This window comes from Nitrosovibrio sp. Nv6, assembly GCF_900110495.1.
Taxonomy (GTDB): domain Bacteria; phylum Pseudomonadota; class Gammaproteobacteria; order Burkholderiales; family Nitrosomonadaceae; genus Nitrosospira.
In genome coordinates this window covers 1,371,447-1,398,225 of the sequence record NZ_FODX01000001.1, presented here as the reverse complement: position 1 = coordinate 1,398,225, position 26,779 = coordinate 1,371,447, and the positions used below count along the sequence as shown (strand labels likewise).

Genomic DNA, 26,779 nt, shown 5'->3' with positions numbered 1-26,779 from the left:
GGCTTTGTCATCCTGGGCTGGTCGGGACTGTTTGCAGGCGGCATAGCGGCGCAGATCATCACCCGCTACTCCAACCTGACCGACGTCGTCTGGAATGGCCAGAGCAAAGTCATCCTCAACAACCGCATCGTACCGTAACCGGTTGAGCGGAACGAGCCGGGAGGCCTTGGCCTGCCGGCTCATCTGGACCGAGCTGGACGAAACTGCATAACGGCCGCCTGCGCCTCGCAACAAGGAGAGCAGAGCGGCCGCATCGCAGACCATAGACATCGCTGCAACATCACTGCGGCATCACTGCAGACCGGGTAGCACGAATGGAAAAAAGCGGCGGAAAGAGAATGCGGAAAAAGCATCTTTCTGTACAGACCGCGCCGCGCACCAGAGGTTCCGGAACAGGAAGCGGAAGGTAAAAAAAAAGCGCAGGGAACACCGGGAACATCGCCAGCGCCGGAATGCAGAAAAGGGGCGGAAGAGGAAAGAAATGGATCACAACCGAAAGACCGCAGTAGCGCGAACACATTATTCATGTATCAAGATCGTAGACACATTTGAGGGGAGGGCGCGATGAGCAGAACAGATGAGATACTAAAGGCGGCGAAGATGCCGCCGGAAGCAGTAAAGATGTCCAGGATGATAGATGCGGTGTATTTCCCGATTCTATGCATACTGCTGGTTGGAACCTACCACATGCACTTCATGCTGCTGGCGGGAGACTGGGACTTCTGGCTGGACTGGAAAGACCGTCAATGGTGGCCGGTGGTAACCCCGATTGTGGGGATCACCTATTGTGCCGCCATCATGTACTACCTGTGGGTGAACTACCGGCTGCCGTTTGGGGCCACACTGTGCATCGTTTGCCTGCTGGCGGGTGAATGGCTGACACGCTTCTGGGGTTTTTACTGGTGGTCGCACTACCCCATGAGCTTCGTGTTTCCCTCCACCATGATACCGGGTGCGCTGGTGATGGACACCGTCATGCTGCTCACGCGCAACTGGATGATCACCGCCCTGGTAGGCGGGGGCGCCTTCGGGTTATTGTTCTACCCTGGCAACTGGCCCATTTTTGGCCCGACCCACCTGCCGCTGGTCGTGGAAGGCGTACTGCTGTCGGTAGCCGACTACACGGGCTTCCTGTATGTGCGTACCGGCACGCCTGAGTACGTCCGCAACATCGAACAAGGCTCGCTGCGCACGTTCGGAGGCCACACCACCGTCATTGCCGCATTCTTTGCCGCGTTCATCTCCATGCTCATGTTCACCATCTGGTGGTACTTTGGCAAACTCTACTGCACCGCATTCTTCTACGTGAAAGGCCATCGCGGCCGCGTCACCATGAAGAACGACGTTACCGCATTTGGCGAAGAAGGCTTTCCAGAGGGGATCAAATAAATGAACGCAAAGAACCTGATCAAACTGGGCAAGCTCGGCAAGCTAGGCAAGCTGGGCGTGCTTGGCCTGTACGGCATGGCCACCCTGGCCATGACCCTGGGACTGGACATCACGCCTGCCGCGGCACACGGTGAGCGCTCGCAGGAACCCTTCCTGCGCATGCGCACCATTCAGTGGTACGACATGAAATGGGGTCCCGAGACTACCAAGGTCAACGACATAGCCGGCATGTCCGGCAAATTCCACCTGGCCGAGGACTGGCCGCGGGCGGTGGGCAAACCGGGCCGCGCCTTCTTCAACGTCGGCAGCCCAAGTCCCGTGTTCGTGCGTCTTAGCACCAAACTCAACGGCGAGCCCACCATGATCTCGGGCCCGCTCGAGATTGGGCGCGACTACGCCTTTGAAGTCAAGCTCAAGGCGCGCATACCGGGACGCCACCACATGCACGCCATGGTCAACATCAAGGATGCAGGCCCGATTGCAGGCCCTGCCGCCTGGATGAACATCACCGGCAGCTGGGATGACTTCACCAACCCGGTGAAACTGCTGACCGGCGAGACCATCGATACCGAGACCTTCAACTTCAGCAACGGCATCTTCTGGCACGCGCTGTGGATGGGACTTGGCATCTTCTGGATTGGCTACTACGTTGCCCGGCCCATGTTCCTGCCGCGCAGCCGCGTACTGCTGGCCTACGGGGATGACCTGCTGCTCGACCCGATGGACAAGAAGGTTGCCTGGGTAGTGCTGATCCTCACCTTCGGCCTGGTCTGGGGCGGCTACCGCTACACCGAAACCAAGCATCCCTACACCGTGCCCATCCAGGCGGGTGAATCCAAGGTGCAGCCGTTGCCGGTGAAACCCAACCCCATCGCCATCAAAGTGACGCACGCCAACTATGACGTACCGGGCCGCGCCCTGCGCGTGACCATGATGATCACCAACAGCGGCGACAGCGCGTACCGCATTGGCGAATTCACCACGGCCGGCGTGCGCTTCATCAACAAGGTTGGCTTGAAGCACATGGATCGCGGCTATCCGAAGGAACTCGTGGCGACCGGCTTGTCATTTGACAACGACACCCCGATTCAACCGGGCGAGACGCGCGAAGTCAAGATGGAAGCGAAAGACGCGCTGTGGGAAGTCCAACGGCTGATGGCGCTCCTGGGCGACCCGGAAAGCCGCTTTGGCGGATTGCTCATGACCTGGAACGATGCTGGCGACCGCAACATCAACAGCATAGCCGGCGCAGTCATACCGGTCTTTACCAAGCTCTAGGCAAAAGAGCCGCTGCCCGGATTGCAGAAACACCGGGCAGCTTGCCCAAGGCATGACACCGGTCCGCCACCGTCCCAGACGGAAAGGTGGATCGGTGTTTTTTTAACGCAAGTCAAACCGGCACTCATTCCGCCCGCAGCACCGGGCGCGGACAGGACACAACGTAATACTCAGTGAACATCGTGAATAGGCAAGACAAGGACCTGTTCCTGGCCAGGCGGCGCAATCAGGCAAGTGCCGCCGCCCTCCTCCTGATAACGGCGCTCTACGCCGGGGCAGCGACGGCGCACGGCAAGGAATCGCTGGAAGAAGACAGCTGCGTGCGCCGTATTGGCGAAAACATGGTGCATTTCAGCGCCTACCAGCCGCAACATGACCCAAGCGCCCAATACTGCAGCGAAATCCCCAAGGGAGGCGAGACCTACCTGGTGGTCGACCTTGTGGATGAAGCCCTGCGCGGCATGCCCATCGGCATGCGCGTGGTGCGGGGCACCAGTGAAACCGAAGACGAGACCGTAAGCTACCTGCGTCCGAGCTACCACCCCGATGGCGTCATCAAGGGCGAGACCAGCCTGGACCAGGGGCTGTATACTGTCATCATTACCGCCGAAGGGCTGCCCCCGCTGCGCTACCAGTATTCCCTGCGGGTACAGATGATCAACTACGCGAACATCTTTCGCACCGCGGTAGGTCCCCTGATCGGCCTGCTGCTGCTGACCCTGCTGGGGTACAAGCTCATGAAATCCAAGCGCATGGAGCGCTGGCGCGCCTCGCGCCGCCAGTAGGCGCCCCACCTGGACAACCCGGGCCAGCCAGCCCGGGCGCGAAAGCGCACAGGCAGCTACCGGATCCGCCTGGCGGATCGACGACTCATCATTTCTTATAGGTGATATTGACAATGTCCTTACAATCTCTCAAACCTGCCCTCATCGGCCTGATGCTTGCCATCGGCATTCCCTTCTCCGCGCAGGTGCAGGCGCATGGCGGCCTCTCCCTGGCTGATGACGTGTGCAAGCTCACGATCGGGCCCTACACCATGCACTTCACCGGCTACCAGCCGGACAGCACCCAGGAAAAGGAATTCTGCGAAGACATCCCGGCCACCGGCCGCACCGTCGTCGCACTCGACTACATCGAAGAAGCGCTGCGCCCCCTGCCCACCGAAGTGCGCATCATCCGCGACACCGGGGCGGGCGACCAGGCCGGCAACGAAGCGAACCTGGAGGAAATCACCATCCTGCATATCCCGGCCAAGGTCTACCCCAACGGCTCCATCAACTTTGAATACCAGTTTGCCGAGCCCGGCAAGTTCGTGGGCCTGGTGACCGTAACCGACAAGGAGAAGTATGTCTCGCGCTTTCCCTTCTCGGTAGGCGAATCCAAAGGCACCTCGCCCTACCTCCTGGTCGCCCTGGCCGCGCTCGTGGTGGGCGCCCTGGTATTCTTCCTGCGTGGGCGCAAATCCGAGAAAGTGGGCGCGACCTGAACGCCGCCTGAAGTCACCCCGGCCGACGGTGGCTGCCGCCGGGTGTGCCTGAACCATACGGCAGCAATAGAGTCCAATGAAATAACCTGTGCCGGCCGGGAATAACGCTCCCTGCGGCGGCGCAGTCATGAAAAAGGAGAATAAAATGCAAGCATCGATGGTTTCCGCGGCAAAGCGGGTCATGGCGGGCAGCATCCTCATCATGGCGGCTGCGGCCGGCCTGCACAGCACCCCCGCGCTCGCGCACGCCATGCTGGTGAAGGCGGAACCGGCGCGCCGGGCGCAGCTCACCCAGACGCCTGCGCAAGTGCGGCTGTGGTTCAACGAAGAAGTCGAGAAGGATTATGCTTCGCTGACCGTGCTCGATCCGGCCAAGGCGCCGGTTACCGAAGCCAAGCCCCATATTGCAACTGACGACCCCAAGGCCATCGTACTATCCTTGCCGGAACTGGAACCCGGCAAGTACACGGTAAAATTCCGGGTTCTGTCGGTGGACGGGCACGTGGTTGACTCGTCCTACGACTTCACGGTAAAGAGCAAAGCAGCGGCGAAATGATCGAGGTCATCGCGACGCTCCTGCGCTGGTTGCAGCTTGCGTCCAACATGATCCTGGTCGGCGGTTGCGTGTTCCTGGCCATTGCCGGCTCCATCCACTCCCCCTGGGTGACCCGTCTGGAGCGGGCCCTGCCCTGGCTTGCGCTGATCCTGCTCGCCGGCTTGCTGGGCATACTCGCCACCACCACCGCGCAGGCCACGGGCGTGGACGAGAACGCCTGGCGCCCGCAGGCCTGGCTTGCCCTCATGCAGAATACCCGCATGGGACAGATATGGGTGGGGCGCGCCGCCTGCGCCGTCCTGGTCGCAGCCATTGCCCTCTATATCCGCTTCTCCGCCCCGGCGCGCTGGCAATACGTATTGTGCGCAACCGTAGCCGCCATGACCTTGACCGTGGGTTCGCTGGCCAGCCACGCCGCGGCTGAAGACCTGTCGGTGATATCGATCCTGCCCTACGCCCTGCATATCATCATGGCCAGCGTCTGGTTTGGCGCATTGCCCGCCTTCCTGGTGGTGTGTTTTGCCTGCACCGAAGAAGAGCCTGCCCCCCAGCTCCACGGCCACGACCAGGCTACGGGACGCCCCCACCGCCACAGCGAAGCCATCGAGCGCATCCATGCCGTATTCCAGTCCCGCCAGGACGCGATCCAGGCCGACACCCTGGCCTTGAAGCGCTTCTCCGCCATGGCCCTGCCGGTCATGCTGATGGTGGTGGCCACCGGCCTCATCATTACCTACCGCATGGTGGACAGCAGCTATGGGGCGCTCGTGTCCACCAACTATGGCTGGCTGCTCGACGCCAAGGTCGGCCTGCTCGCGGTGGTGCTCGTCATCGCCTCGCGCGCGCGCTCTACCTGGCTGCCGCTCTTTGCCCAGCGCGACTCCAGCCTGGCCACGGCGGGCGGGCGGCGGCTGCGCAAATGGGTCAGCTTCGAATTCGTGCTGGCGCTGGGCATCGTGCTCCTGGCCACCATCGTGGCCAATACCGTCCCGGCCAAGCACGCCATCATCCAGAACTGGCCCTATCCCTTCCGCTTCTCGCTGGCCGCCACCTGGGGCGATCCCACCGTGATGACGCGCGTCTGGAGCGGTCTTGCACTGCTGTTCATCGCCATCGGCGCCAGCGCCTACGGGCGCATCAAGCACTGGGACAAAAAGCGCCGCATCGGCCTGCCGGTGCTGCTTGCGCTGGTGGCCGTGGGCGTGGGCCTGCCGCCCCTGGCGGTGGACGCCTATCCCGAGACCTACCGCAAGACCCCGGTGCCGTTTGACACCATTTCCATTGCCAACGGCTCGGCCCACTTCGCCGAGAACTGCGTGGCCTGCCACGGCCTGCAGGGCAAGGGCGATGGCGTCATGGCCAAGAGCTTTGCCAAACCGCCGGTGGACATGCTCACCGAACCGCATACCGCCAAGCATACCGCGGGCGACTTCTTCCACTGGCTGACCTTCGGCATTGCCGACACCGGCATGCCCTCGTTCGGCGACAAGCTCTCGGAAGAGGACCGCTGGGATGTGGTCAACTTCCTGCACGCCATGTCGCGCGGCTACCAGGCGCGCCTGATGAGTCCCACCGTCAAACCCGAGCAGCCCCAGCCCTCCATGGGCCCGCCCAACTTCTCCTATGCCGCGCAGGATGGTTCAAGCGGCACCCTGAAGGACTTCCGCGGGCAGAAGAATGTGCTGCTGGTGCTGTTCTCGTGGCCGGAGTCGCGCGAACGGCTGCAGCAGCTGGAGCAGTTGCATGCGCAGCTGAAGGCGGCCAATACCGTATTGCTGGCCGTGCCGGAGGATGATCCCAGCGCGCAGGAATTGGCACAGGTCACGGAGGAAGTGCCCTTCCCGGTGGTGACCCAGGGGGCCGATGAGATCGTGCAGAGCTACAAGCTCTTTCGCCGCACCCTGAGCAAGCCCGATCTGCTGGGCGCGGGAACCCTGCCCTCGCACATGGAGTTCCTCGTGGACCGCTTCGGCTATCTGCGCGCCCGCTGGATCCCCGAGGCCGACGGCGCCGGCGAGGGGTCAGGCTGGGCCAATACCGGGATGCTGATGCAGCAGATCGCACAACTCAACCGGGAAGAGGAAATCCTCCCGCCACCTGGCGATCATGTGCATTGAGTGATTCAAGTACTTAACGAAAAATCCGGGAATAGAAGTGGCTAGAGTCTTATTCCCGGTCGGTCGTGCGAGATGCTCGCAAGAGTGGTGCTGCCTTTTCTGGAGCAGGCAACAGTTCCTTGACTTCATCTGGTTCGATCAGCGATCCTAATTCTTCCAGCGGCGGCAACTCTTCCAGAGAGCGCAGATTCAGATCATTGAGAAAGTCCGCGGTAGTGGCATACAGAGCTGGTCTACCTGGCACGTCGCGATGCCCGATAGCCGCTATCCAGCCCCGTGACTCCAAAGCCTTCAGCACTGAACTGGAAACCGCAACACCCCGTATTTCCTCAATGTCACCTCGTGTCGCCGGTTGACGGTAGGCGATAATGGCAAGCGTCTCCAGAACAGCGCGGGAGTAGCGCGGTGGTTTCTGCGGATTAAGCCGGTCAAGAAATTTCTGCATTTCGGGTCTGGCATGAAAGCGCCAGCCGCCGGCGACACTCACCAGTTCCACCCCCTTCCCCCCCCAGTCGTTGCGCAATTCTTCGAGCAACCGTCGCAAAACTTCCGTACTCAGTTCATCGTTGAACAGCTTTTTGAGTTCCGACAGCGGCAGCGGGTCCGGCGTGGTGAGCAATGCCGTTTCCAGGATCCGCTTGATCTCAGCGGGACTGGATGAACCCGGAGAATTAGATGGCGTTAAGGAAACCGATTGGCCTGACATATATAATTCCGAAGGTGCGAGGCTGGCTGACTTCCACCTGATTTTCCCTGACGAGTTCCAACAGCGCCAGAAACGTTACCACTAGCTCCGCCACGCCAGCAGCCGCATTGAATAATTCCTTGAACTCCACGAAGTGGTGGCCGTGCAACTGGCGCAGGATGCGACTCATATGCACTCTGACGGAAAGCTCCTCTCGGGTGATGTGATGCCGGCGGCTTGCCTGAGAGTTCGCCATCAATATAAGCCAGGCGTTGCGAAGATCATCCACACTGACTTCAGGCAAGCGTTCTATCTGCACCTGATCAACCCATACCCGCGCCAGCGAGAAATCGCGCTCGGCTTGAGGCATTTCGTTGAGCCGTTCTGCCGCAGATTTCATCTGTTCGTATTCCAGCAGGCGCCGCACCAGTTCAGCACGCGGATCACCGTCTTCTTCATCTCTGGCAACAGGCTTCGGAAGCAGCATGCGAGACTTGATTTCAATCAGCACTGCGGCCATCAGCAGGTATTCGGCCGCCAATTCCAGTTTATTGGCGCGCATCATCTCGATGTAGGCCATATATTGCCGGGTGAGTTCCGCCATGGGAATATCCAGCACATCGAGATTGTGCTTGCGAATAAGATAGAGCAGCAGATCAAGGGGTCCCTGGAATGTATCGAGAAATACTTCCAATGCATCCGGCGGAATGTACAGGTCCGCAGGTAGTTCCGTCAGCGGCTCGCCGTGAATTTTCACGACTGGATTAGTGACGACGGATGAATCGCTCATTCCGGATATTTAACAGTAATAATCGAAGACGCCTGCGTATTTTTCCTCTGTCCCAGCTTCAGCATGTCTGTTATCCCGTCCCGAGACCAACTGACCATTCCTTGATAGGTCCGCAACGCGTCTTCAAGAATAATCCAGCCCCATTGCCTCCCTGACATCACGCATGGTTTCCTGAGCGAGCCTGTCCGCTTTTTCACATCCATCCGCGATGATGTTGCGCACCAGCGTGGGATCTTCCTCATACGATCGGGCGCGCTCGTGCATGGGTTTCTGCTCCGCGAGTATCGCATCAATAACCGGCTGCTTGCAGTCCAGGCAGCCGATACCGGCAGTGGTGCAGCCAATTTGCGCCCATTCCTTTGTATCCTCATTAGAATATACGAGGTGAAACTGCCACAGCGGGCATTTTGCGGGGTCCCCCGGATCGCTGCGACGTACACGCGCAGGATCGGTCGGCATCGTTCGGATTTTCTTTACAACACTGGCCGGATCTTCCCGCAAGCTGATCGTGTTATTGTAGGACTTAGACATTTTCTGACCGTCCAGCCCGGGCATTTTTGACGCGAGACTGAGCATGACTTCAGGCTCCGAGAGAATCATCTTCCCGCCGCCCTCAAGATATCCGAATAACCGTTCCTGATCACCCAGACTCAGGTTCTGTTGCTCGTCAAGCAATGATTTCGCGGCAGCCAGCGCTTGCTGATCTCCTTGTTCCTGATAACGATTCCGTAATTCGCGGTATAGCCTGGATTTTTTTGAGCCCAGTTTCTTTATCGCCATTTCCGCTTTTTCGCGAAAACCTGTTTCCTTCCCGTAGACATGGTTAAAGCGGCGCGCAATCTCGCGCGTAAACTCGATGTGCGGTGTCTGATCTTCCCCTACCGGCACCCGAGTTGCGCGATAAATGAGGATATCCGCACTCTGCAGCAGCGGGTAGCCGAGAAAGCCATACGTACTCAATTCCTTCTCGGATAATTTTTCCTGCTGGTCCTTATAGGAGGGGACCCGTTCCAGCCAGCCCAGCGGGGTAATCATCGAAAGCAGCACATGCAGCTCGGCATGTGCCGGAACCCGCGACTGAATGAACAGCGTCGCGTGGGCCGGATCGACCCCGGCTGCAAGCCAGTCGATCACCATGTCCCAAACATGCTGCTCTATGACTTCCGGCGTATCATAGTGAGTCGTGAGAGCGTGCCAATCGGCAACAAAGAACAGGCATTCGAACTGGTGCTGCAGCTCTATCCAGTTCTTCAGCACACCGTGGTAATGCCCCAGATGCAGCCCGCCAGTAGGTCGCATCCCCGATAAAACTCGATCAGCGAACATATTTTACTTACCCTTAATAAATCTCGGACTAATTCCGGATCAAGATCCTTGACCCATATTCAGTAAGCTTCGAACCCGAAAAACCACGCTACCAAGCGTATCGTGATTACGATAAAAGGCCCGATAACGGCCCCCAAAACGCCGGTCACCAGCAGAAACACGAGGATCATGAAGCCATAAGGCTCAATCCTTGCAAAGCTGTTCGCCATGCGATGCGGCAGCAGGCTTACCGCAACCCGGCCTCCATCCAGCGGCGGCAGAGGCAGCAGATTGAGTACCATCAATATGACATTGATTTTAATACCCGCTTCGCCCATTAATATCATCGGCTCGGCCAGAACACTCTCAGACATACCGAGGCCCAGCTTGATTACGAACCCCCAAAGTAATGCCATGAATAAATTTGCGCCCGGCCCCGCGAGCGCTACCCAAAGCATGTCCTGTTTCGGACGGCGAAGCGCGGAGAAGTTGACTGGCACCGGCTTGGCCCAGCCGAACAGAATGCCGCCCAGCCACAGTGTCACGAGTGGAAGAAGAATGGTTCCCACCAAGTCTATATGCCGGATGGGATTCAGGCTGACGCGTCCCTGGGTGTAGGCGGTAAGATCTCCAAAATGCTTGGCGACGTAGCCATGTGCGGCTTCATGCAGCGTGATGGCGAAAATTACCGGTAACGCATAAATGGCAATATTCTGGATAATGCTATCCATGCATGATTCCGAAAGGCGCAAGACTGCCCTTGCCTTGCCGTATCAATGCAGGCGTATCGCCAGTGAGATCGACCACAGTGCTCATTTCCAGGCCACAGGCGCCTCCGTCCAGCACCAGTTCAATCTGGTGTTCAAGCCGGGCCCGAATTTCCTCTGCGTCATTCAGCGGCAATTCGTCCCCCGGCACTATCAGCGTTGAACTCAACAGGGGCTCGTTCAGCTCCGTCAGCAATAGCTGCACCACAGGGTGATCGGGAATTCTCACGCCGATGGTGTTGCGTTTTGGATGTTGCAGGCGGCGCGGCACCTCGCGCGTGGCTTGAAATATAAAAGTATAACAACCCGGTGTACACGCCTTGAGTAATCTGTATTCGCGATTATCGAATTGAGCGTAACGGGAGATTTCCGCGACATCACGGCACATCAGCGTAAAGTGATGATGTTCATCCACCTGCCGGATAGCGCGAATGCGATTCATGACGCTCTTGTCGCCCAATTGACCGCCTAACGCATAACACGAATCGGTCGGATAAGCGATGACGCCGCCGGAACGTACGATGGCAGCCGCCTGCCTTATCAGGCGCAACTGCGGATTATCCGGATGAATGGAAAAGAATTGGGCCACGTAAGCAACAGTTTGTGATTTCTAGCGGTCGGCCTTGATGTTGAATCCCGGACAGCAAGCATTCGTGCACATTACGTCGTTGCGTTCCAATCATGCCATACCGGCGTGCAATTGGCAGGCAGTGGCGGCATGCGTCCCAGGTCAAAATAGCTTTCGCCCGGCCCATGAAAATCCGAGCCCCGCGAGGCCAGCAAGCCCAGTCGTTGACTATGGCGCGCAAATAACAGGGATTGTTCGGGAGTATGGCTGGAAGTGACCACTTCGATTGCCTCTCCACCTAAAGCGCGGAATTCCAGCAGCAGTTCGTCCAGCGCTCCCTTACTCAGCTTGTAGCGGGCTGGATGTGCAATTACAGCTCTGCCACCGCTGTTACGTATCCAGTCGACCGCATCGCTCAGGGGCACCCATTGATGCGCCGCGTATCCTGGCTTGCCTTTGACCAGGTATTTCTTGAACACCGATTTCACATCCTTGGCATAACCCTGCTCAACCAGAAAACGCGCGAAGTGCATTCGTCCTATCAAGTGCCCATCTCCGGCATTCCTGCTTGCGCCTTCAAAACTGTCATGAATGCCGAATTTGCCGAGTTGCGCCGCAATATTGCGAGCGCGCACAGTCCGGCCGTCACGAATGGACGCCAGACCCTGAGCCAGCGGGGGATATGCCGGGTCTATGCCGAGCCCGACAATATGCAATGTCTGGCCGCGCCAGTCGGCAGAGATTTCCACGCCATTGACAAGAGTAATGCTCGTGGCGGCGGCAGCTTGTCGCGCTTCGTCCAGACCGCCCACATCGTCGTGATCGGTCAGTGCCAGTACCTCAACCCCACGCGCAGCCGCGTGCTCCACCAACTGCGTGGGTGTCAGCAAGCCGTCGGAAACTGTGGAATGACAATGCAGATCAATATTGAGCATGAAGCCGGTAACTCGCGAAGCAAGAGACGCATCATAGCAAATAAGCGAGGCGATGAAAAATGAACTGACTGGAAGGAGGGAGAACCCATGTTATCAACGGAAAAAAACCCGGTAACGGTAGGTCCAATGGTAGCCAGCGCAACACGTCAGTAGAGCTTGCCGTTGCGCATTTGGTTCCTGTTCAATCCAGATTCTTCCTGAAATGGTTGTGCCGTGACAAATTTCTGTATTTCTTGTCACAGATGATTGGATTTCCAAGCGTTCGATCTCATGCATTTGCACGCCGCCGCTTTTCCCCATTGAGTGGTGACGGCCATTCTGCTGTGATCAAATCCGTAGTGAATAGATGCGCTCTGGCATCCGCCACGGCTGTGGTTCGCTTATGCTATTGCAATTGGACATCTCTCTTAACCATCGACCAGCTCATCCTGGCGCATTTTCGGGTAAAGTAGTACCGGTACACGATCTTCACCGCTTTTTTGAGTAAAACAGATGGATTTTTTGCCGATCTTTCTCGATATTAAAAACCGTAACTGTCTGGTGGTCGGTGGCGGCGAAGTGGCTGCCCGAAAAATCGCGCTGCTGCTGCGGGCCGGTGCGCGTATCACGATAGTTTCTCCTCAGCTTTGTAACGAACTGCATGAACAAGTGCATGCACAACTTCAGCAAGACAGGATTACTTATCGTGCGGAGGCGTTCCATGATCATCATCTGCAGGATGCTGTTCTAGTCATCGCCGCCACCAGCGATTCCATCGTCAACCGTAAGGTTTCCGAAGCTGCCGGTCGACTGCATATTCCTGTGAATGTGGTCGACAACCCCGGGCTGTGCTCTTTCATCATGCCAGCAATCGTAGACCGTACCCCTATACTCATCGCCGTTTCGAGCGGAGGCGCATCGCCCGTTCTCGCCAGGCTGCTGCGGGCGCGTCTGGAAACATTGATACCCGCCGCATATGGGCGTCTTGCGGCTTATGCAGCAGAATTTCGCGAGCGGGTGAAACTGCGTTTTTCGCGTCCCGAGAAGCGGCGCAGGTTCTGGGAAAGCGTATTGCAGGGACCGTTTGCCGAAATGGTCTTCGCCGGCAAGGATCAGGCGGCGAAGGCTTATCTGGAGCGTTTACTTGTAGACGAGGCTGAAGGGGCTGAAGGGGCAGCGCAGGGAGCGGTGAGCGTGAAAGAGCAGGGGGAGGTTTACCTGGTGGGCGCGGGGCCGGGGGACCCTGAGTTGCTGACTTTTCGCGCAATGCGCCTCATGCAGCAAGCGGACGTGGTCGTGTACGACAGGCTGGTTTCGCCTGAAATACTCGACATGGTCCGACGCGATGCAGCCAGAATCTATGCGGGCAAGGAGCGCAGCAAGCACGTCATGCCGCAGGAATCCATCAATGAATTATTGGTACGGCTGGCGAAAGAAGGTAAACGCGTGCTGCGGCTGAAAGGAGGCGATCCATTCATTTTCGGACGCGGCGGCGAGGAAATAGAAACATTGTCCAGCCAGGGCATTTCTTTCCAGGTAGTGCCTGGCATCACGGCTGCAAGCGGTGCCGCCTCTTATGCCGGCATTCCACTCACCCACCGCGATTATGCCCAGTCCTGCGTCTTTGTAACCGGCCATCTCAAGGACGGCAGTGTGGATCTGGATTGGCCGATGCTGGCGCGGCCAAAGCAGACTATCGTGGTTTACATGGGGCTGCTGGGACTGCCCGTATTGTGCCGACAACTGATGGCGCATGGCCTGCCCCCCGCGATGCCAGCCGCCATCGTGCAGCAGGGTACCACTCACAAGCAGCGGGTACTGATCGGCTCACTGGAGACACTGCCCGATCTGACCGTTTCCGCCAATCTCGTCCCGCCCACCCTCATTATTGTTGGCGAAGTCGTGAAGCTGCATCAGAGACTCGCCTGGTTCGAGCCGGAGAGTGACCTGCATGCTGGGGAGCGCGATCAAGATTCAGCGCATTCATAAGGAAATAAGGAAGCGCATCCTGCGCCGGTATGCCCAGGTCCTGGCATACCGGCGCTTTCAGAGAAACATGGCTAGCATTATTTGTTCGGCTGCGGCGTGATGCGCAGATACGGACGCGGCGCCTTGTAACCTTTCGGGAATTTTTGCTGAAGCACTGCTTCGTCCTGGATCGTCAGTGGGATGATTACATCATCTCCGTCTTTCCAGTTACCCGGCGTTGCCACTGTGTAGTTATCGGTCAGTTGCAGCGCATCGATAACCCGAACAACCTCGTCAAAATTCCGGCCGGTGCTCATGGGATAGGTGATGATGAGCCGCACCTTCTTTTTTGGGTCGATGATGAACAGCGACCGCACTGTCATTGTTTCCGACTGGTTCGGATGAATCATGTCGTACAGCGCCGCGACCTTTTTATCCACATCCGCAATAATTGGAAAGGCGACGCTGCAATTTTGCGTTTCTTCGATGTCCTTGATCCATCCCTTGTGCTTATCCACGGGGTCTATCGATAAACCGATCGCCTTTACGTTGCGCTTGTCGAATTCGGACTTGAGCTTTGCCGTCAATCCCAATTCGGTTGTGCATACTGGTGTGTAATCCGCAGGATGCGAAAACAGCACTGCCCAGGAATCACCCATCCATTCGTGAAATTTAATCTTGCCAATTGAGGAATCTTGTTCGAAATCAGGTGCGGTATCGCCTAAGCGTAAGGTCATGGCATTCTCCCTAGGTTAAACATTGGTTAAAAATCCGTTGGAAATTGATGGCTCAATATAGCCTGACTGTTGTAATGACTCAACAACTATTATTTATGCATGGATGAGCCGACGCTCAGTTTACCGTGTCATCATTTTCCCAACCTTTTATCCAGCATGGAGAATGCGCCAGATTTTTTGAAATCTCATTACCATAGTGAGCCCGCTTTATCGGCAACCGGGAAACCCCAGGAATAAGGTCGCTCATATTTAAGCAGAATTTCGTAGTAGGTCCGAACCGATTCCGTCAATATGACCGCTTCGCCCCCACGCGCATAGCCGTGTTTGAGGCTGCGGAAATACTTGCTGCTACTCAATAGCGGTAAGGTTTTTTTCAAATCCACCCATGAATCGGGGTCCAGGTTGAGGCGTTGCGCCAGGACGCGCGCATCTTCTATGTGGCTGGAGCCCTGGTTGTAAGCTGCAAGTGCGATCCAGGTGCGATCCGGTTCCCTGATGCGCGAGGGCAGCTTGTCTTTCAACATCGCGAGATAACGTGCTCCAGCGAGTATGCTTTGCCTTGGGTCGAGGCGATCTGTTACTTTCATCCGGTCGGCCGTAACTTCCGTCAACATCATGAGCCCGCGCACGTTGGCGGGAGAAGCCGCCAGGGGATTCCAGTGAGACTCCTGATAGGCCAGCGCCGCTATCAGGCGCCAGTCGATTGCCGTCAATTCCTCAGCCTCATGGAAATATTTCCGCAAATCCGGCAGGATGGTACGCCTTTTATCCAGAATGCCGATTATGTCCGTTTGGTGCAGTCGCTGAACATGTCCGTAATACCGATCGAGCAGACGCACCAGGGTGCCGTCCTGTTCAATACGTTTAAAGAATTTCCGCGTCTCTTCCAATAATTCTCGTTCCGCGAAGGGCGAAAATGCCCATGCTCTGCCAGTGGACTGGCCTAGATCGAAGGCCGAATCCAGATTAGGGTAAAAATTCTTTGCAAGGTTGATCTGGTTGGAGTCCGCGACCACATAATCAACTTTTCCCTCCGCCAGCTTAGCCAGCAGATCTTCGGGTGTTGTGTTCCTTACAGTCCATTTCAGTTTCCGTGCCTGCTGCTTTGCCTTGTTCAGTTGTTCCCCATAGGGCATTCCACTCGCAACCTCAACGGTTCTCCCCACGAGTTGATGGACGCTTTTAGGCCTCCAATAGTCTGTGTTATAGGCCACCCGAGGCTGTATGAGCTGATAGACAGGACCAAACCGGACACGCAACGCATGCTTGGGATTGATGCTTAAACCGGCGACAAAGTGTCCCTTGTGCTTCTCCAGATCCTTCAGGGCTTGATCCAGTTTGGGTACCACCTTGAATCGGACTTTTAGCCCCAGGTCGCGCGCGAATTCGGAAGCGAGGTCATATTCCAACCCTGCATAAGCTCCCTCTGCATTTTCATAATAGGTGTCGGGGCTATTAACGGTAATGACAACCAGCTCATCGGTTTTGCCGAACGGCAACACGTGTTTTTCAAACGAATCACAGCCGGAAAGCACGAGGCCGCAACTGAAAACGACAACAAACAAGCAGGGGAGAATGCGCATGGAGAAGAGACAAGCAGAATTCCGGAACATTCTGCCATGTTGTGCTGAACGAGCGCGAGAAAACTACAGGAGAAACTGGTAAAATATCACAACCGCATTGGAGAGGTACCGAAGTGGCCATAACGGCGCTGACTCGAAATCAGATGGTCAGGGTAACCTGGCACGTGGGTTCGAATCCCACCCTCTCCGCCAGATTGACATCCTAATTCGTCCAGTACTGTCCACAAGATCAAGTGAATACGCCATCATAGCGTGATCTAATACTCCAAGGTGATGTGGTAACATCCAATTGCATCCAGCTATAATAGGTGGTAGATTGTGTGGTATCAGTTATTTTAAACTGCCACCATTTACCACCTCATGTCGAAAAATCTGAATCTGCTCTCTGAGTCTGGCTGTGATAGCGCTGAAAGCGGCGGCAGGAAGGTGCGCAAGCTCCATGATGGCGGTGGACTCTACCTGTGGGTTTGCGAGGATAGCCGAAAGTTCTGGCGCTTCAGATATTGGTTAAGTGGTAAAGAAAAGTCTCTTTCTGTAGGAGCTTATCCTGATATATCGATCGGAGAAGCCCGCGCGTTGCGTGACAGTATCCGTGAGCAACTAAAGGGTGGCCTAGACCCTTCTGAGCAACGCAAAATTGTGCAAAGAGAAGCCAAGAAGCCAGCTCACTATCGCAACCAGTTCAGACTTGCGCTTTCGGATGAGGGCGCTCTGACTATCGAAACACCCTCACGCGCTGTAAACCTTACGCTTCCTCAGACGAATGCCTTGAGGGCTTTTTTGTTGGCGGCTGACCAGGAGTAATCATGGCCGCAAAGACCAATCTACTGTCTGCGTCCAAGTGCAACCATGCCACAACCGAGGGCAAGGCAATTCGAAAGCTGCACGATGGAGGCGGCCTGTATCTCTGGGTCTATGCGGATGGTGGTAAGTTCTGGCGTTTGCGTTACCGGTTAGGTGGCAAGGAGAAATCATTATCCTTCGGTTCCTATCCTCAAGTTTCCCTCAAGGAAGCGCGTGCTAAGCGCGATGAGCAGCGTAAAGTGCTGGATGCCGACCTCGACCCCTCCGCTGAGCGCAAGGCCGCCAACCTGCGTAAGAAGCTCGCCAATGCAAACTCCTTCGAGGCGGTGGCAATGGAGTGGTATAACAAGCAACTGCATACTTGGGTGCCACACCACGCCAGCGATGTAAAACGCCGCCTTGAGAGCAATATCTTTCCAACTATCGGTAAGCGTCCCATTGATCAGATCGAGGCGCCAGAACTGCTCCAAACCATCCGCAAGATAGAAGCCCGTGGTGCCTACGATCTGGCCCATCGTGTCCTGCAAGTATGCGGGCAGGTGTTTCGTTATGGCATTGCCACCGGACGCTGTACCCGCAATCTCTCTACTGATCTGCGCGGCGCACTGACCCCACACAAGAAACAGCATCAAGCCGCAGTCCGTCCCGAGGAATTGCCGGAACTATTACGGGCCATTGCCAGGTATGACGAAACCGGCGACAAACAAACCCGTTTTGCCCTGCAACTGCTGGCGCAAACCTTTGTCCGTACCAATGAATTGATAGGTGCGGAATGGGCGGAATTTGATCTGAATAATGCCTTGTGGATAATCCCTGCCAAGCGCATGAAGATGAAAGCAGAGCATGTCGTGCCGTTATCAAAGCAGGCGGTTTTTATTCTCACCGAACTAAAGAACATATCTGGCAGCAGCCGCTTTGTGTTTCCCGGTCGTAACCGAGACAAGCCCATCAGTAACAATACAATGCTGTTCGCCCTTTACCGTCTTGGATACAAAGGCAAGATGACCGGACACGGTTTCCGCGCAGTGGCCTCTACCATTCTCAATGAAGCTGGCTTCAATCCGGATGTCATTGAGCGACAGCTTGCGCACTGCGAACGAAATGAGGTTAGAGGTGCGTATAACCGGGCGGAATACTTGCCCGAGCGCAAGCGCATGATGCAGTACTGGGCGGAGTATTTGGAGTCAGTGGAAGCGGGGGCCAAGGTAATTCCGCTTCACGGTTACGTTGCATGATTGGCACATTTCGTTCCTATTGAGAGTGAGTCGAGAGATCCGCTCCCAGGAGCACATGAGGCGTCACAGTACCGGAATCCTCCTGTCGCAAGGCTCCTGAGCTTTCCAACTCCCTGCCATTGTCGCCTCTGCATTGCATTCGATACTGTCAGCATAGCGATCCAATGTGCGATTAGATTAGCAAACCCAGCTGAAAACAGTTCTCCCTATTCTTTGCCTTTTCGGGCTTGTGCTCGTCTCCGTTTAATCCCTTGGATGCGATGCCCGATGGTGAGAACGTGTCCATCGTGACTACTTTCAACCTTGTACGCGTCGACGTATTTAGCTAGCTTTCGTACCGGCCTCTCCGAATGACCGGTCCATAGCCGGATAAAAAGCCGAAACGTTCAGGATCATTTATCCTGAAAAATAAAGAAAAGAGATTGGGGTTGGGTAGGAGCAACCTGTCATTCGGGAATTTTGGAAACGAGGCGTATTTGGAGGGGAAATCCAAGAGAGACGGGTTTAACCACGTTGCTTCAGGTTGAGGAGATGTAGCCAGACAAATAACCCGAAGTTTCCTACCCCAGGTTCTACCTTTCTATAAACAAAATCCTCCTACTAATCTCGACTGGATTTAAATGCATTGCGCAAACGCAATGAAAAAACATTGCGTTTGCGCAACAAGTACTTATCTTATAAAAATATGGTGACATCCTATTTTTACCACTCTAAAATCCTATCTGAAGTTGTCACGTTATTATGATGGGGGACATATGGAAGATATGGGACATTCGCCAACTTTTCCATTGAATGAATGGCTGCCGCTTGAGCAGGCAGCGCACCATCTTTCCTCTGTTATACCTGCCACCGTGAGAGCGGCCGATATATTGAGATTCGCCCTCGACGCCCATTTAAAGTTATCGGTTCGGTTCCCAAATTTCGCGACAGTAAAACGCGGTGAAATTATTCAATTCCCTCATTCCCAAATTGAAGCGTCTATAGCAGCCGGGGTGTTACCCGGTGAGTTGAAATGGCAGATGCTACCCCCTACAGCGGCCAGATTCCTGGCCGACGTGCCTGAAGAAGCGGAGGGGCAACCGTTCTTGAAGATTAGAAATCTGAAGCTGGATGATGAGCGTTATGTCAAATTTGGTGGAAAGGTTAAAACTATTAGCGGACTGTGGGATTTGCCGATGATTGGTGGCGAAATGATAGATGTGGAGGAGCGATATCAACAGCTGACTGGCGGCCCCAATCTCATTTCAGCGGCGATGGAAGGCGTGGTGGTTGAAGGACGAGACGGCGAGCTATATCAACTACAGGAACAATTCAACGTCAAAGAATATTCGTCCGTTTGGGATCAAGAACACAGGGAATTGAAGCAACAAATAGCTGCTGCTGATATTCCCGAGGAAGAGGCTGAGAAATTACTGGATTCGCACAAAAAAGAGAGAAAGCAGATTCTTCAAACGATAAAAGCGCTGTCTGAGGAAGATAGCTTTTATCCGGCAGGACGATTGCCAAAGGACAGCACTTTGGTTGTTCGTAGGGAAGCACTTATAGAATTTGAAAAATTTGTAAAACAACGCCAGTTAAACTCTTGTAACCCTGCGGACAATAAAGGGGAACATCGCGTTCCGACCAATTCCTGCCAACCTGCCACTGCTGCTAAGATAATCCAGTACTTCAAAGTCAAACGTGATCCAGACGAAAACGCCGAATGGTGGAAGGATAAGATGCGCGAAGCAAACCGCAACGGTTTGGCAGGATGCCGCGTCGGTGAAGGTAGGAAGGGGCCCGGTGGATCGTCGTGGCGGCCCGATGATGTTGCTGCATGGCTGGTGGATCGGCATGAAAAGGATCACGGGGGGCTAAGCTTGGACGCCGTTGCAGCCGCCCTTAGGAAATTCCCCGGCTGCAACGAAGCAGCGGATCGCTTTTTTCAACCTGACGAATAATCCTTCATTCAGCTGCCGGAAATTGCCGTAGCGAATTGCCGTAGCTGCAATACGGCAATTGAGCTCAACCCGCACCTATCCTTGATCTCTTGCCGCCATGAACCCTGCGGCAATTTAACTGCATGTAAATGTTTGCGGGAATGCTCCGCTGCATTCCTCAACTGTACGAACAAGACCAGCAACATCGCGGAGCATCCGGGCTTGTTCGTTAGGACAAATCATGGCTGAACAACTGCGTTACTTTCTTCGACTTCCCAAGGTAATAGCCCTTTCAGGCCGCTCTCGCAGCTGGATATACGAAGCGATTCGTCGCGGAGAATTTCCTGCCCCCATTTCCATCGGTGCTCGATCTGTAGCATGGACAGAACAATCAATAGCGGAATGGCAGGCACGTTGTATTGAGCAAAGCCGCAAAATGACAGGTGGGACGCAATCGTGAGTATTCATCATTTGCTGTCATTGCTCAATAAAGTCAAACGTACGGGATCGGGTCGCTGGCTGGCCAAATGCCCAGCACACGATGATCGCAATCCTTCACTGGCTCTGCGTGAATTGGATGATGGACGCGTTCTGCTGCATTGCTTTGCCGGTTGTGCTGTTCACGAGGTCGTCAGTTCTGTTGGTTTGCAGCTAACTGACCTTTTCCCGTCAGGTGAGATCAAGGATGGCAAGGGAAAATCTGAACGGCGACCCTTTTCTGCTGCTGACATTCTGCGCTGTATCGCCTTCGAGGCACTCGTAGTCGCAGCGGCAGCCACAACGCGGCTAGCCGGTCCTCTTTCCGATATAGATCACGATCGTCTCATGCTGGCCGTCACCCGCATACACCATGCATTGGCTGCTGGAGGGATTAGCGATGCAAAGTGATACCTTGAAGCGGCAGAACAATCAGGTTGCCACACTGATTCCACGTTATGAGCACGGCACAAGTGGAAAGAACAATGCAGACAGCCAGGCTAAAAAAGATGGCAAGGAGGATAAATCAGCTGCAAATGCACTGATCGAGCTCGCGGCGAGGCACTGCGAGTTTTTCCATGATGAACGCTGTGACGGGTATGCGGTTGTGACCGACAATCAGGTGCAGCTGACTTTGGGGCTTCGCAGCAAGGCGTTCCGTAGGTGGCTTGCCGGAACTTTCTACAAGACAACTGAGCGAGCGGCAAACAACGAAGCCTTATCAACGGCACTGTCCGTTCTTGAGGCAAAGGCGACGTACGACAATCCTCAACTGGAATTATCTAACCGCTTCGCTATGCGTGATGGCGAGATATACATTGATCTTACAGACAAAAGCTGGCGAGCGATAAAGGTAAGTGCTGCAGGATGGGAAATAGTGGACAAGCCACCTGCCATGTTTCGTCGTTATTCGCACCAGCAGGCGCTGCCTGATCCGGTTGGCGGGGGGAGGCTATCTGATTTACATCAGCACCTCAGAATCAAGTTAAAAGAAGATCAGTACCTGATGGAGGCATGGTTGGTCGCCTGTGCATTCTCGAACGTGCCCCGGCCTGCCATCACCTTCCACGGTCCGCAGGGCGCGAGCAAAACGACAACGGCGCGATGCATCAAAGGCATTATTGATCCAAGCTTGACAGGATCGGTTGATCTGGGGAAATCGCCCGCCGATCTCGCACAAATTCTCGATCATCACGGCGTGCCGTGCTTTGATAACCTGACCAGCATTCCGACTTGGGCAGCGGATATGCTCTGCCGTGGGGTTACAGGTGGAGCGTTTACCAAGCGCGAATTGTATTCCGACAATTCGGACGTGATCCTGTCCTTCAAACGGCCCATCATTATCACAGGCATCAACATCCCAACTCATGCTCCCGATCTGCTAGATCGACTGCTCCTGATCGAGCTGGAGCGTATTCCAGCCAACAAACGTATGGACGAAACAACGTTCTGGGCTGGCTTTAACGCCGATTTGCCAATGCTGTTCGGAGCGCTGCTGGACGCGATCGCAGGGACATTACGGTATCTTCCCACAGTCAAACTCAGCAGGATGGCGCGCATGGCCGATTTCACTCGTATTGCCTGTGCGTACGCCCAATACGCGGGGATCGGTTCCAAGAGAATGCTCAGCATTATTATGAAACATGCTTCGCGCCAGACGGAAGAGGTGCTCCAAGCTGATCCGGTTGCAACCGCCATTCTCAATTTCATTAAAAAACAGGTCTGCTGGACAGGTACGGCGACCGAATTGCTTAACATGCTCAATGGGGCTACCTCCGGGCCCCGGCCTGAGAAGTGGCCTCGCCAAGCAAATAACCTTACGCGTCAAATGAATGTGCTTCAGGCAACGCTGGAGGAGGCGGGTATCAACTTTACTAGGCACAAGAAGGGCCGAAAGGGTGACAAACAAGTGACGCTGGAATATAAGGCGAAATCATCGTCTGCATCGTCCGCTCCGTCCAACCCGCCTATCGACGGGAATTTGGACGCTGACGGTAATTCAAATGGACCGTCTGTCGCACCGCCACGGAAGGACGGCCAATGCGAGGTTAAACAGCTATCGTCTGCATTATCGTCCGCGACCAAACCAAGCGCTGGTGCGGCTTCCGGCGATGCGGACGGTAAGGACGATAAATCTGGCGTGATGTCTAGAACCGTGGCTGGATATGGTGCAGATTAACTAGGAGAGGCTAAGTAATGGGAAGCAGACGAAAAAAATCAGCCGCACCTTCAAATCTTGAGGGATACCCCCGAAAGGCAGTGGAGTGCGAAGATGGAAAAACCGGGGAGGAAAGGGGGCGCAAGTATGCAAGGTTCACAACCTCTCCGGAGCTTGCTGCGTACCGGGTAATTAACGGTGTCGAGCAAAACTCAGGTGTAGATAAGGGCATTGATGTTCCCACCTTGATGGGAACCTTGCGCGACCAGGCAAAGGCGGTGAATCGGGGGGACTTGGCGCAAGCGGAGGCGATGCTGATGAATCAGGCTACGGCGCTGCAAAGTCTATTTGCACGGCTGACAGAAAAAGCTTTTTTAGCCACACAGCTTCCGCAATTTGAAGGTTTCATGCGAATGGCGCTCCGAGCACAGAATCAGTGCCGGGCAACACTGGAAACGTTGTCAACGATCAAGAATCCTCCGGTGATTTACGCGAAACAAGCCAATATCTCGCAAGGACATCAGCAGGTGAATAATGGCAGTGCTATGCCAGTTACGTACGCGCACGCGGGAGAAAATGAAATTCAGCAAAACGAACTATTAGCGGAGATGCAACATGGCACGACAGTGGACCCCCGAGCAACGGGCACGGCAATCGGAAATGATCCGGCAATGGCGACCGTGGGAGAAATCAACAGGACCATGCACGGCAGAGGGTAGGCAAGCGTCAGCACGGAACGCGTTCAAAGGTGGCATACGTCCTATGTTGCGTGAGTTGTCGCGGTTGCTAAGAGAGCAACGGAACGGAACACTCATCTACCGAAAGATGCGATAGATTACAGATCCATCAGGATTTGAAGAGGCCGACCAAGGGTTACAGAAAACGCAAGGGCCGCAATTGGCTTGCTGACAGTGGCGGGTATGATTCCTGCCGCACACAAGCCAGGGCGACCCTTGATACCCCGATCGTATACGCTGACGACGCTGCTCGCAATCTCGCTTGCCCGGCCAATTTTCATTTTTAATCGCTCTCTTGAAACTCAGCGCATTTATAGCTTTTCGAGGGGGCGAATATCAGGAGATAGTTTTAGGAGACCCTTTCGGTCGGGAATGGACCAAGCCCACCTGTTTTTCACGGTCTCCAAAAAAGACCGTTTGTGCAACAACTATCAAACCAGAGGCTTCTGGATTACCGAATGGATATCGTAAAAATGCTCGCTACAGATCGATAAAAGTCAAAATTCCTTTTAACAGCTGACAATACGCAAAGAAACAATTGCTGCATAACAAGCGTTAAATTAACTTTCTATTTTTATGCTTAATCTCTTCCTAATACCCACACTGATACTCAGGTGTACTTCAGAATAGTAGCTAATACTGCTGAGTTAGATAAAATAGTGCGACAGTCAGCGCCAACCGTCAAATGCCACCATTAATCACTCGTACGTCAAACAAGTATACAAACACAAGTAGGCGGCAAAGAGCTCGGCTATGTTTCGTATCGCAACTTGCCGACCAAATAGGACGCAAGTAGTAATGCAGGAATTGATCTATAGGCCAGATAATTGAATTTTCTAGGCGCGGGTTTTCCCCTAGAAAAAATTCTGCCATTGGAGCTATGCAGAGAACATGTGATCCAGTGCCAAATGAAACCAATTCAGCTAAAAGATGAGCTGGCTCTACTTCGCGGTTCCTTGGACTAAAGTCCAATGGCAGCAAATGTATCGGATCAGTATTATAGGCTCCTAACTCGAGCGTCTTACATTCTAATAATGAAAACGTGGAAAAGCCAAGAGGATTGAATTGTTAAGATTTATGTGTGCAGCAACCTTTAGCAAATGGAACCGCCGAGTCAGATTGCTTTAAAGCCAACGATCTTGATCGAGCCCTTCTCATGAAATTTGTCGAACCCGATACCTCAGCTGCTCCAGTAGAGCGCAGAAATTTACACAGAGACCCATGTGACGTCACTATTTACTTTTCATAGTTGCAATATGAAAAGTAAAAGTCTGCAATATAGAAACCGAATGAAGCTCACTGGCCTCATAATCTATGATTACTGTCTTTGGACTTTCCGATACGGAAGAATCAGGCGCAGCCAAAGCCTTGGAATCGGCCATATTGCTTGCATGGCCGTGGATCGCAGATAGCGAGACATCAACTATCGCGCTCATCCCAAACGTTCAATGCTACGGGCAACAAACGCGTGATGTGGATCTGGTGGTTTTAGCAGATATCGCGGAACACGATTTGCCTATGGCTGTTTTTCGCCCCGGTTTTAGAAGTTCTTCTCGTGCCGGCCTTCACTTCGCTACAACTAAGATTTCCGTACAGTCACTTTGCCTCGTGATCGAAGTAAAGGATCACCCCGAGCAAAATGTTCGATTTGATGGCGGACGCGTTTCAGTGTTTTATTCCAATGGCAAGAAATGGCACGATGCCTCAAGGCAAAGCGAAAACCAAAAGTATGCCCTGAAAGGATATATCCAACATCACAACGTCGTGGCTCCTTGGATTACCAATCTAATTTGGCTGCGGAACATAGAGAGAAATGCCCTTCCTAACACGATCACCAACCTATTACCAGCCAGAGTAACTTGGACCGACCTTTTGAACGCCGTGATCGTAAACTACCATCCCCGCAAGGAGGGAAACGTTCTCATCCTCGACCACGAGCCTTCGGTCGCTCAAGCTTGGAGCGTGAGGGCTTGTGAAAAAATTCTTGCGAGGCGACAAGAACCGACCGCCCTAGATCGGCTCCGAGTCGAAGCCGTCTGCAAAGGATCCTTGGACAAGCGGCTCCTCGAAGTTCTGGGCAATCGAATGGTCTTGTTGTCCGGGCGAGGCGGGACTGGCAAGACAATTATCCTTCTACGACTGGCGTACAAGTATTCCCTGGCGGGTTTACGCACGATCCTCTTGACCTACAACCGAGCGCTCAAATCGGACATTGAGAGGCTCTTGGTGCTCACTGGAATCCGTGACGACATTGCAGAAGGCACGGTTCAGGTTTACACGGTCCAATCCTTCATTTTCAAGCTATTGAAGCTCGTTGGCATCGTGGATAGCAAGGCACCGGAGGATTTTCTGCAAGACTATGAAGGATATCTCGGGCAAGCACTAGATTATTTGAAGAACGGGGCACTTACTCGCGACGACATTTCGGCGTTGATTGTCGCGAGGCCAGAAGAATTCAGCTGGGATCTCGTTTTGCTCGACGAGGCACAAGATTGGCCTGATCTCGAGCGGGATTTTGTTCGGACGATCTACCCATCAAGGAAATTTGTCGTCGCCGACGGACGTGACCAGCTTATTCGGCAGAATCGCAATTGTGATTGGAAAGTGGGTCTCCGAAACGATGAATATGAATTGGTCCAGTGCGCCCGAAGCTTCAGATTAAAACGGAATTTAGCGCATTTTGCGAATCGCATGGCGATGGGACTTGGCCTCTTGCATTGGGAGCTAGATGAAAACGACGACATCCCTGGGGGGCGCGTAATCATTGTCGAGGGAGATTACTTCGCCAATCAGGGCCTGCATGGAGAACTGGTGGAAGCCTGCTCACTTCTGGGGAACAAGCCAATCGACATGCTCGCTTGCGTCCCCTCGCGCGATGCCGCAGACGACCGTGATAGTTGTGCTGACAAAGCGGATAAATTCCTCGCAGTAGGGCAGCCGCTTTGGAATGGTACGGATGCTGAGGTAAGGCGCCTACCGCCCTCTGATCTGTCCCAGCTTAGGCTGGTTCGCTATGAATCTTGTCGCGGCCTAGAAGGCTGGACAGTGATTAATTTTGGGTTCGACAGGTTTTATGACCATAAGCTGGCTTTGGCGAAAAAAAGTGCTCCGATGAATAAAGACGGAATTTCCGATCCCGCCCTTTGGGCGACGCGCTTCGCGGCAACCTGGGCAATGATCCCGCTAACAAGGGCAATTGATACTATCGTAATTGAGGTCTCGAGAAACGATTCCAGGATCAAGTCGGCACTGAGACGAATCCAAGATGGCGGCAGTGCCGACTTTATCAGTTGGATGGTTACATAG

23 protein-coding genes, 1 tRNA gene and 1 pseudogene are annotated in these 26,779 nt (G+C 54.6%); 17 read left to right on the top strand and 8 right to left on the bottom strand.

All coding sequences use genetic code 11. From position 1 onward, the window contains the following. From BMX66_RS15990 to BMX66_RS06685, 7 genes and pseudogenes are all read left to right on the top strand, one after another. Window positions 1-138 (top strand): annotated as a pseudogene (locus BMX66_RS15990) (methane monooxygenase/ammonia monooxygenase subunit C); the annotation flags it as partial. 426 nt (window positions 139-564) lie between these two features. Beyond that, window positions 565-1,389, top strand: coding sequence for a methane monooxygenase/ammonia monooxygenase subunit A (locus BMX66_RS06710; protein ID WP_090879574.1), 825 nt, complete (start codon window positions 565-567; stop codon window positions 1,387-1,389). Next, on the top strand, window positions 1,390-2,667 hold the full coding sequence (locus BMX66_RS06705; protein WP_090879571.1) for a methane monooxygenase/ammonia monooxygenase subunit B: 1,278 nt from the start codon (window positions 1,390-1,392) through the stop codon (window positions 2,665-2,667). Between the two features lie 209 nt (window positions 2,668-2,876). Further along, a complete protein-coding gene (locus tag BMX66_RS06700) occupies window positions 2,877-3,452 on the top strand; it encodes a hypothetical protein (protein ID WP_090879996.1) in 576 nt (191 codons plus the stop codon). Window positions 3,453-3,565: 113 nt separating this feature from the next. After that, a complete protein-coding gene (locus tag BMX66_RS06695) occupies window positions 3,566-4,153 on the top strand; it encodes a hypothetical protein (protein ID WP_255398833.1) in 588 nt (195 codons plus the stop codon). Between the two features lie 145 nt (window positions 4,154-4,298). Continuing rightward, complete coding sequence (locus BMX66_RS06690; RefSeq protein WP_255398832.1) at window positions 4,299-4,709, top strand: copper resistance CopC family protein; 411 nt, start codon at window positions 4,299-4,301, stop codon at window positions 4,707-4,709. After that, window positions 4,706-6,826 carry a CopD family protein gene (locus BMX66_RS06685; protein ID WP_090879568.1) on the top strand — a complete coding sequence of 707 codons (2,121 nt, stop codon included), beginning with the start codon at window positions 4,706-4,708 and terminating at the stop codon, window positions 6,824-6,826. Before BMX66_RS06690 ends, BMX66_RS06685 begins: the two co-directional genes overlap by 4 nt. Window positions 6,827-6,875: 49 nt before the next feature. Here the strand turns inward: BMX66_RS06685 and scpB are convergent, their stop codons facing one another. The 6 genes from scpB to BMX66_RS06655 all read right to left on the bottom strand — a co-directional run bounded on the left by scpB (window position 6,876) and on the right by BMX66_RS06655 (window position 11,876). Next, on the bottom strand, window positions 6,876-7,532 hold the full coding sequence (gene scpB / locus BMX66_RS06680; protein WP_090879563.1) for an SMC-Scp complex subunit ScpB: 657 nt from the start codon (window positions 7,530-7,532) through the stop codon (window positions 6,876-6,878). Next, complete coding sequence (locus BMX66_RS06675) at window positions 7,498-8,301, bottom strand: segregation and condensation protein A (RefSeq protein ID WP_090879559.1); 804 nt, start codon at window positions 8,299-8,301, stop codon at window positions 7,498-7,500. Before BMX66_RS06675 ends, scpB begins: the two co-directional genes overlap by 35 nt. Before the next feature lie 123 nt (window positions 8,302-8,424). Continuing rightward, window positions 8,425-9,627 carry a tryptophan--tRNA ligase gene (locus BMX66_RS06670; RefSeq protein WP_090879556.1) on the bottom strand — a complete coding sequence of 401 codons (1,203 nt, stop codon included), beginning with the start codon at window positions 9,625-9,627 and terminating at the stop codon, window positions 8,425-8,427. Window positions 9,628-9,686: 59 nt separating this feature from the next. Further along, window positions 9,687-10,337, bottom strand: a complete 651-nt coding sequence (locus BMX66_RS06665; protein WP_090879553.1) for a site-2 protease family protein — start codon at window positions 10,335-10,337, stop codon at window positions 9,687-9,689. Further along, window positions 10,330-10,962, bottom strand: coding sequence for an L-threonylcarbamoyladenylate synthase (locus BMX66_RS06660; protein WP_090879550.1), 633 nt, complete (start codon window positions 10,960-10,962; stop codon window positions 10,330-10,332). Before BMX66_RS06660 ends, BMX66_RS06665 begins: the two co-directional genes overlap by 8 nt. Window positions 10,963-11,033: 71 nt before the next feature. After that, on the bottom strand, window positions 11,034-11,876 hold the full coding sequence (locus BMX66_RS06655) for a 3',5'-nucleoside bisphosphate phosphatase (RefSeq protein WP_090879547.1): 843 nt from the start codon (window positions 11,874-11,876) through the stop codon (window positions 11,034-11,036). A 492-nt stretch (window positions 11,877-12,368) separates the two neighbouring features. Between BMX66_RS06655 and cysG the strand changes: the two genes are divergently transcribed. Beyond that, a complete protein-coding gene (gene cysG, locus BMX66_RS06650; protein ID WP_090879545.1) occupies window positions 12,369-13,844 on the top strand; it encodes a siroheme synthase CysG in 1,476 nt (491 codons plus the stop codon). A 77-nt stretch (window positions 13,845-13,921) separates the two neighbouring features. Here cysG and BMX66_RS06645 read toward each other — a convergent pair whose 3' ends face one another. Together BMX66_RS06645 and mltF are read right to left on the bottom strand one after the other, a co-directional pair. Then, entirely contained in the window at window positions 13,922-14,560 is a 639-nt protein-coding gene (locus BMX66_RS06645) for a peroxiredoxin (RefSeq protein WP_090879541.1), read from the bottom strand. Window positions 14,561-14,748: 188 nt separating this feature from the next. Next, window positions 14,749-16,173, bottom strand: coding sequence for a membrane-bound lytic murein transglycosylase MltF (gene mltF / locus BMX66_RS06640; RefSeq protein ID WP_090879538.1), 1,425 nt, complete (start codon window positions 16,171-16,173; stop codon window positions 14,749-14,751). Between the two features lie 69 nt (window positions 16,174-16,242). Here mltF and BMX66_RS06635 point away from each other — a divergent pair. From BMX66_RS06635 to BMX66_RS06590, 9 genes are all read left to right on the top strand, one after another. Then, a tRNA-Ser gene (locus BMX66_RS06635) sits at window positions 16,243-16,335 on the top strand. A 168-nt stretch (window positions 16,336-16,503) separates the two neighbouring features. Then, window positions 16,504-16,947 carry an Arm DNA-binding domain-containing protein gene (locus tag BMX66_RS06630; protein WP_090879535.1) on the top strand — a complete coding sequence of 148 codons (444 nt, stop codon included), beginning with the start codon at window positions 16,504-16,506 and terminating at the stop codon, window positions 16,945-16,947. Between the two features lie 2 nt (window positions 16,948-16,949). Then, window positions 16,950-18,182: a tyrosine-type recombinase/integrase gene (locus tag BMX66_RS06625; protein ID WP_090879532.1), complete on the top strand. Its 1,233-nt coding sequence runs from the start codon at window positions 16,950-16,952 to the stop codon at window positions 18,180-18,182. 755 nt (window positions 18,183-18,937) lie between these two features. After that, entirely contained in the window at window positions 18,938-20,122 is a 1,185-nt protein-coding gene (locus tag BMX66_RS06620; protein ID WP_143058211.1) for a hypothetical protein, read from the top strand. Window positions 20,123-20,342: 220 nt separating this feature from the next. Then, complete coding sequence (locus BMX66_RS06615) at window positions 20,343-20,561, top strand: helix-turn-helix transcriptional regulator (protein WP_090879526.1); 219 nt, start codon at window positions 20,343-20,345, stop codon at window positions 20,559-20,561. Further along, complete coding sequence (locus tag BMX66_RS06610; protein ID WP_090879523.1) at window positions 20,558-20,989, top strand: DNA primase; 432 nt, start codon at window positions 20,558-20,560, stop codon at window positions 20,987-20,989. The genes BMX66_RS06615 and BMX66_RS06610 overlap by 4 nt, the downstream gene beginning before the upstream one ends. Continuing rightward, window positions 20,952-22,757 (top strand): hypothetical protein, encoded by a 1,806-nt coding sequence (locus BMX66_RS06605; RefSeq protein ID WP_158593394.1) that lies wholly within the window; start codon window positions 20,952-20,954, stop codon window positions 22,755-22,757. Before BMX66_RS06610 ends, BMX66_RS06605 begins: the two co-directional genes overlap by 38 nt. 17 nt (window positions 22,758-22,774) lie before the next feature. Further along, the gene (locus tag BMX66_RS06600; protein ID WP_090879517.1) at window positions 22,775-23,455 is read left to right on the top strand and encodes a hypothetical protein; all 681 of its coding nucleotides are present in this window, start codon (window positions 22,775-22,777) and stop codon (window positions 23,453-23,455) included. Window positions 23,456-24,787: 1,332 nt separating this feature from the next. After that, window positions 24,788-26,779, top strand: coding sequence for a DEAD/DEAH box helicase (locus BMX66_RS06590; protein ID WP_090879511.1), 1,992 nt, complete (start codon window positions 24,788-24,790; stop codon window positions 26,777-26,779).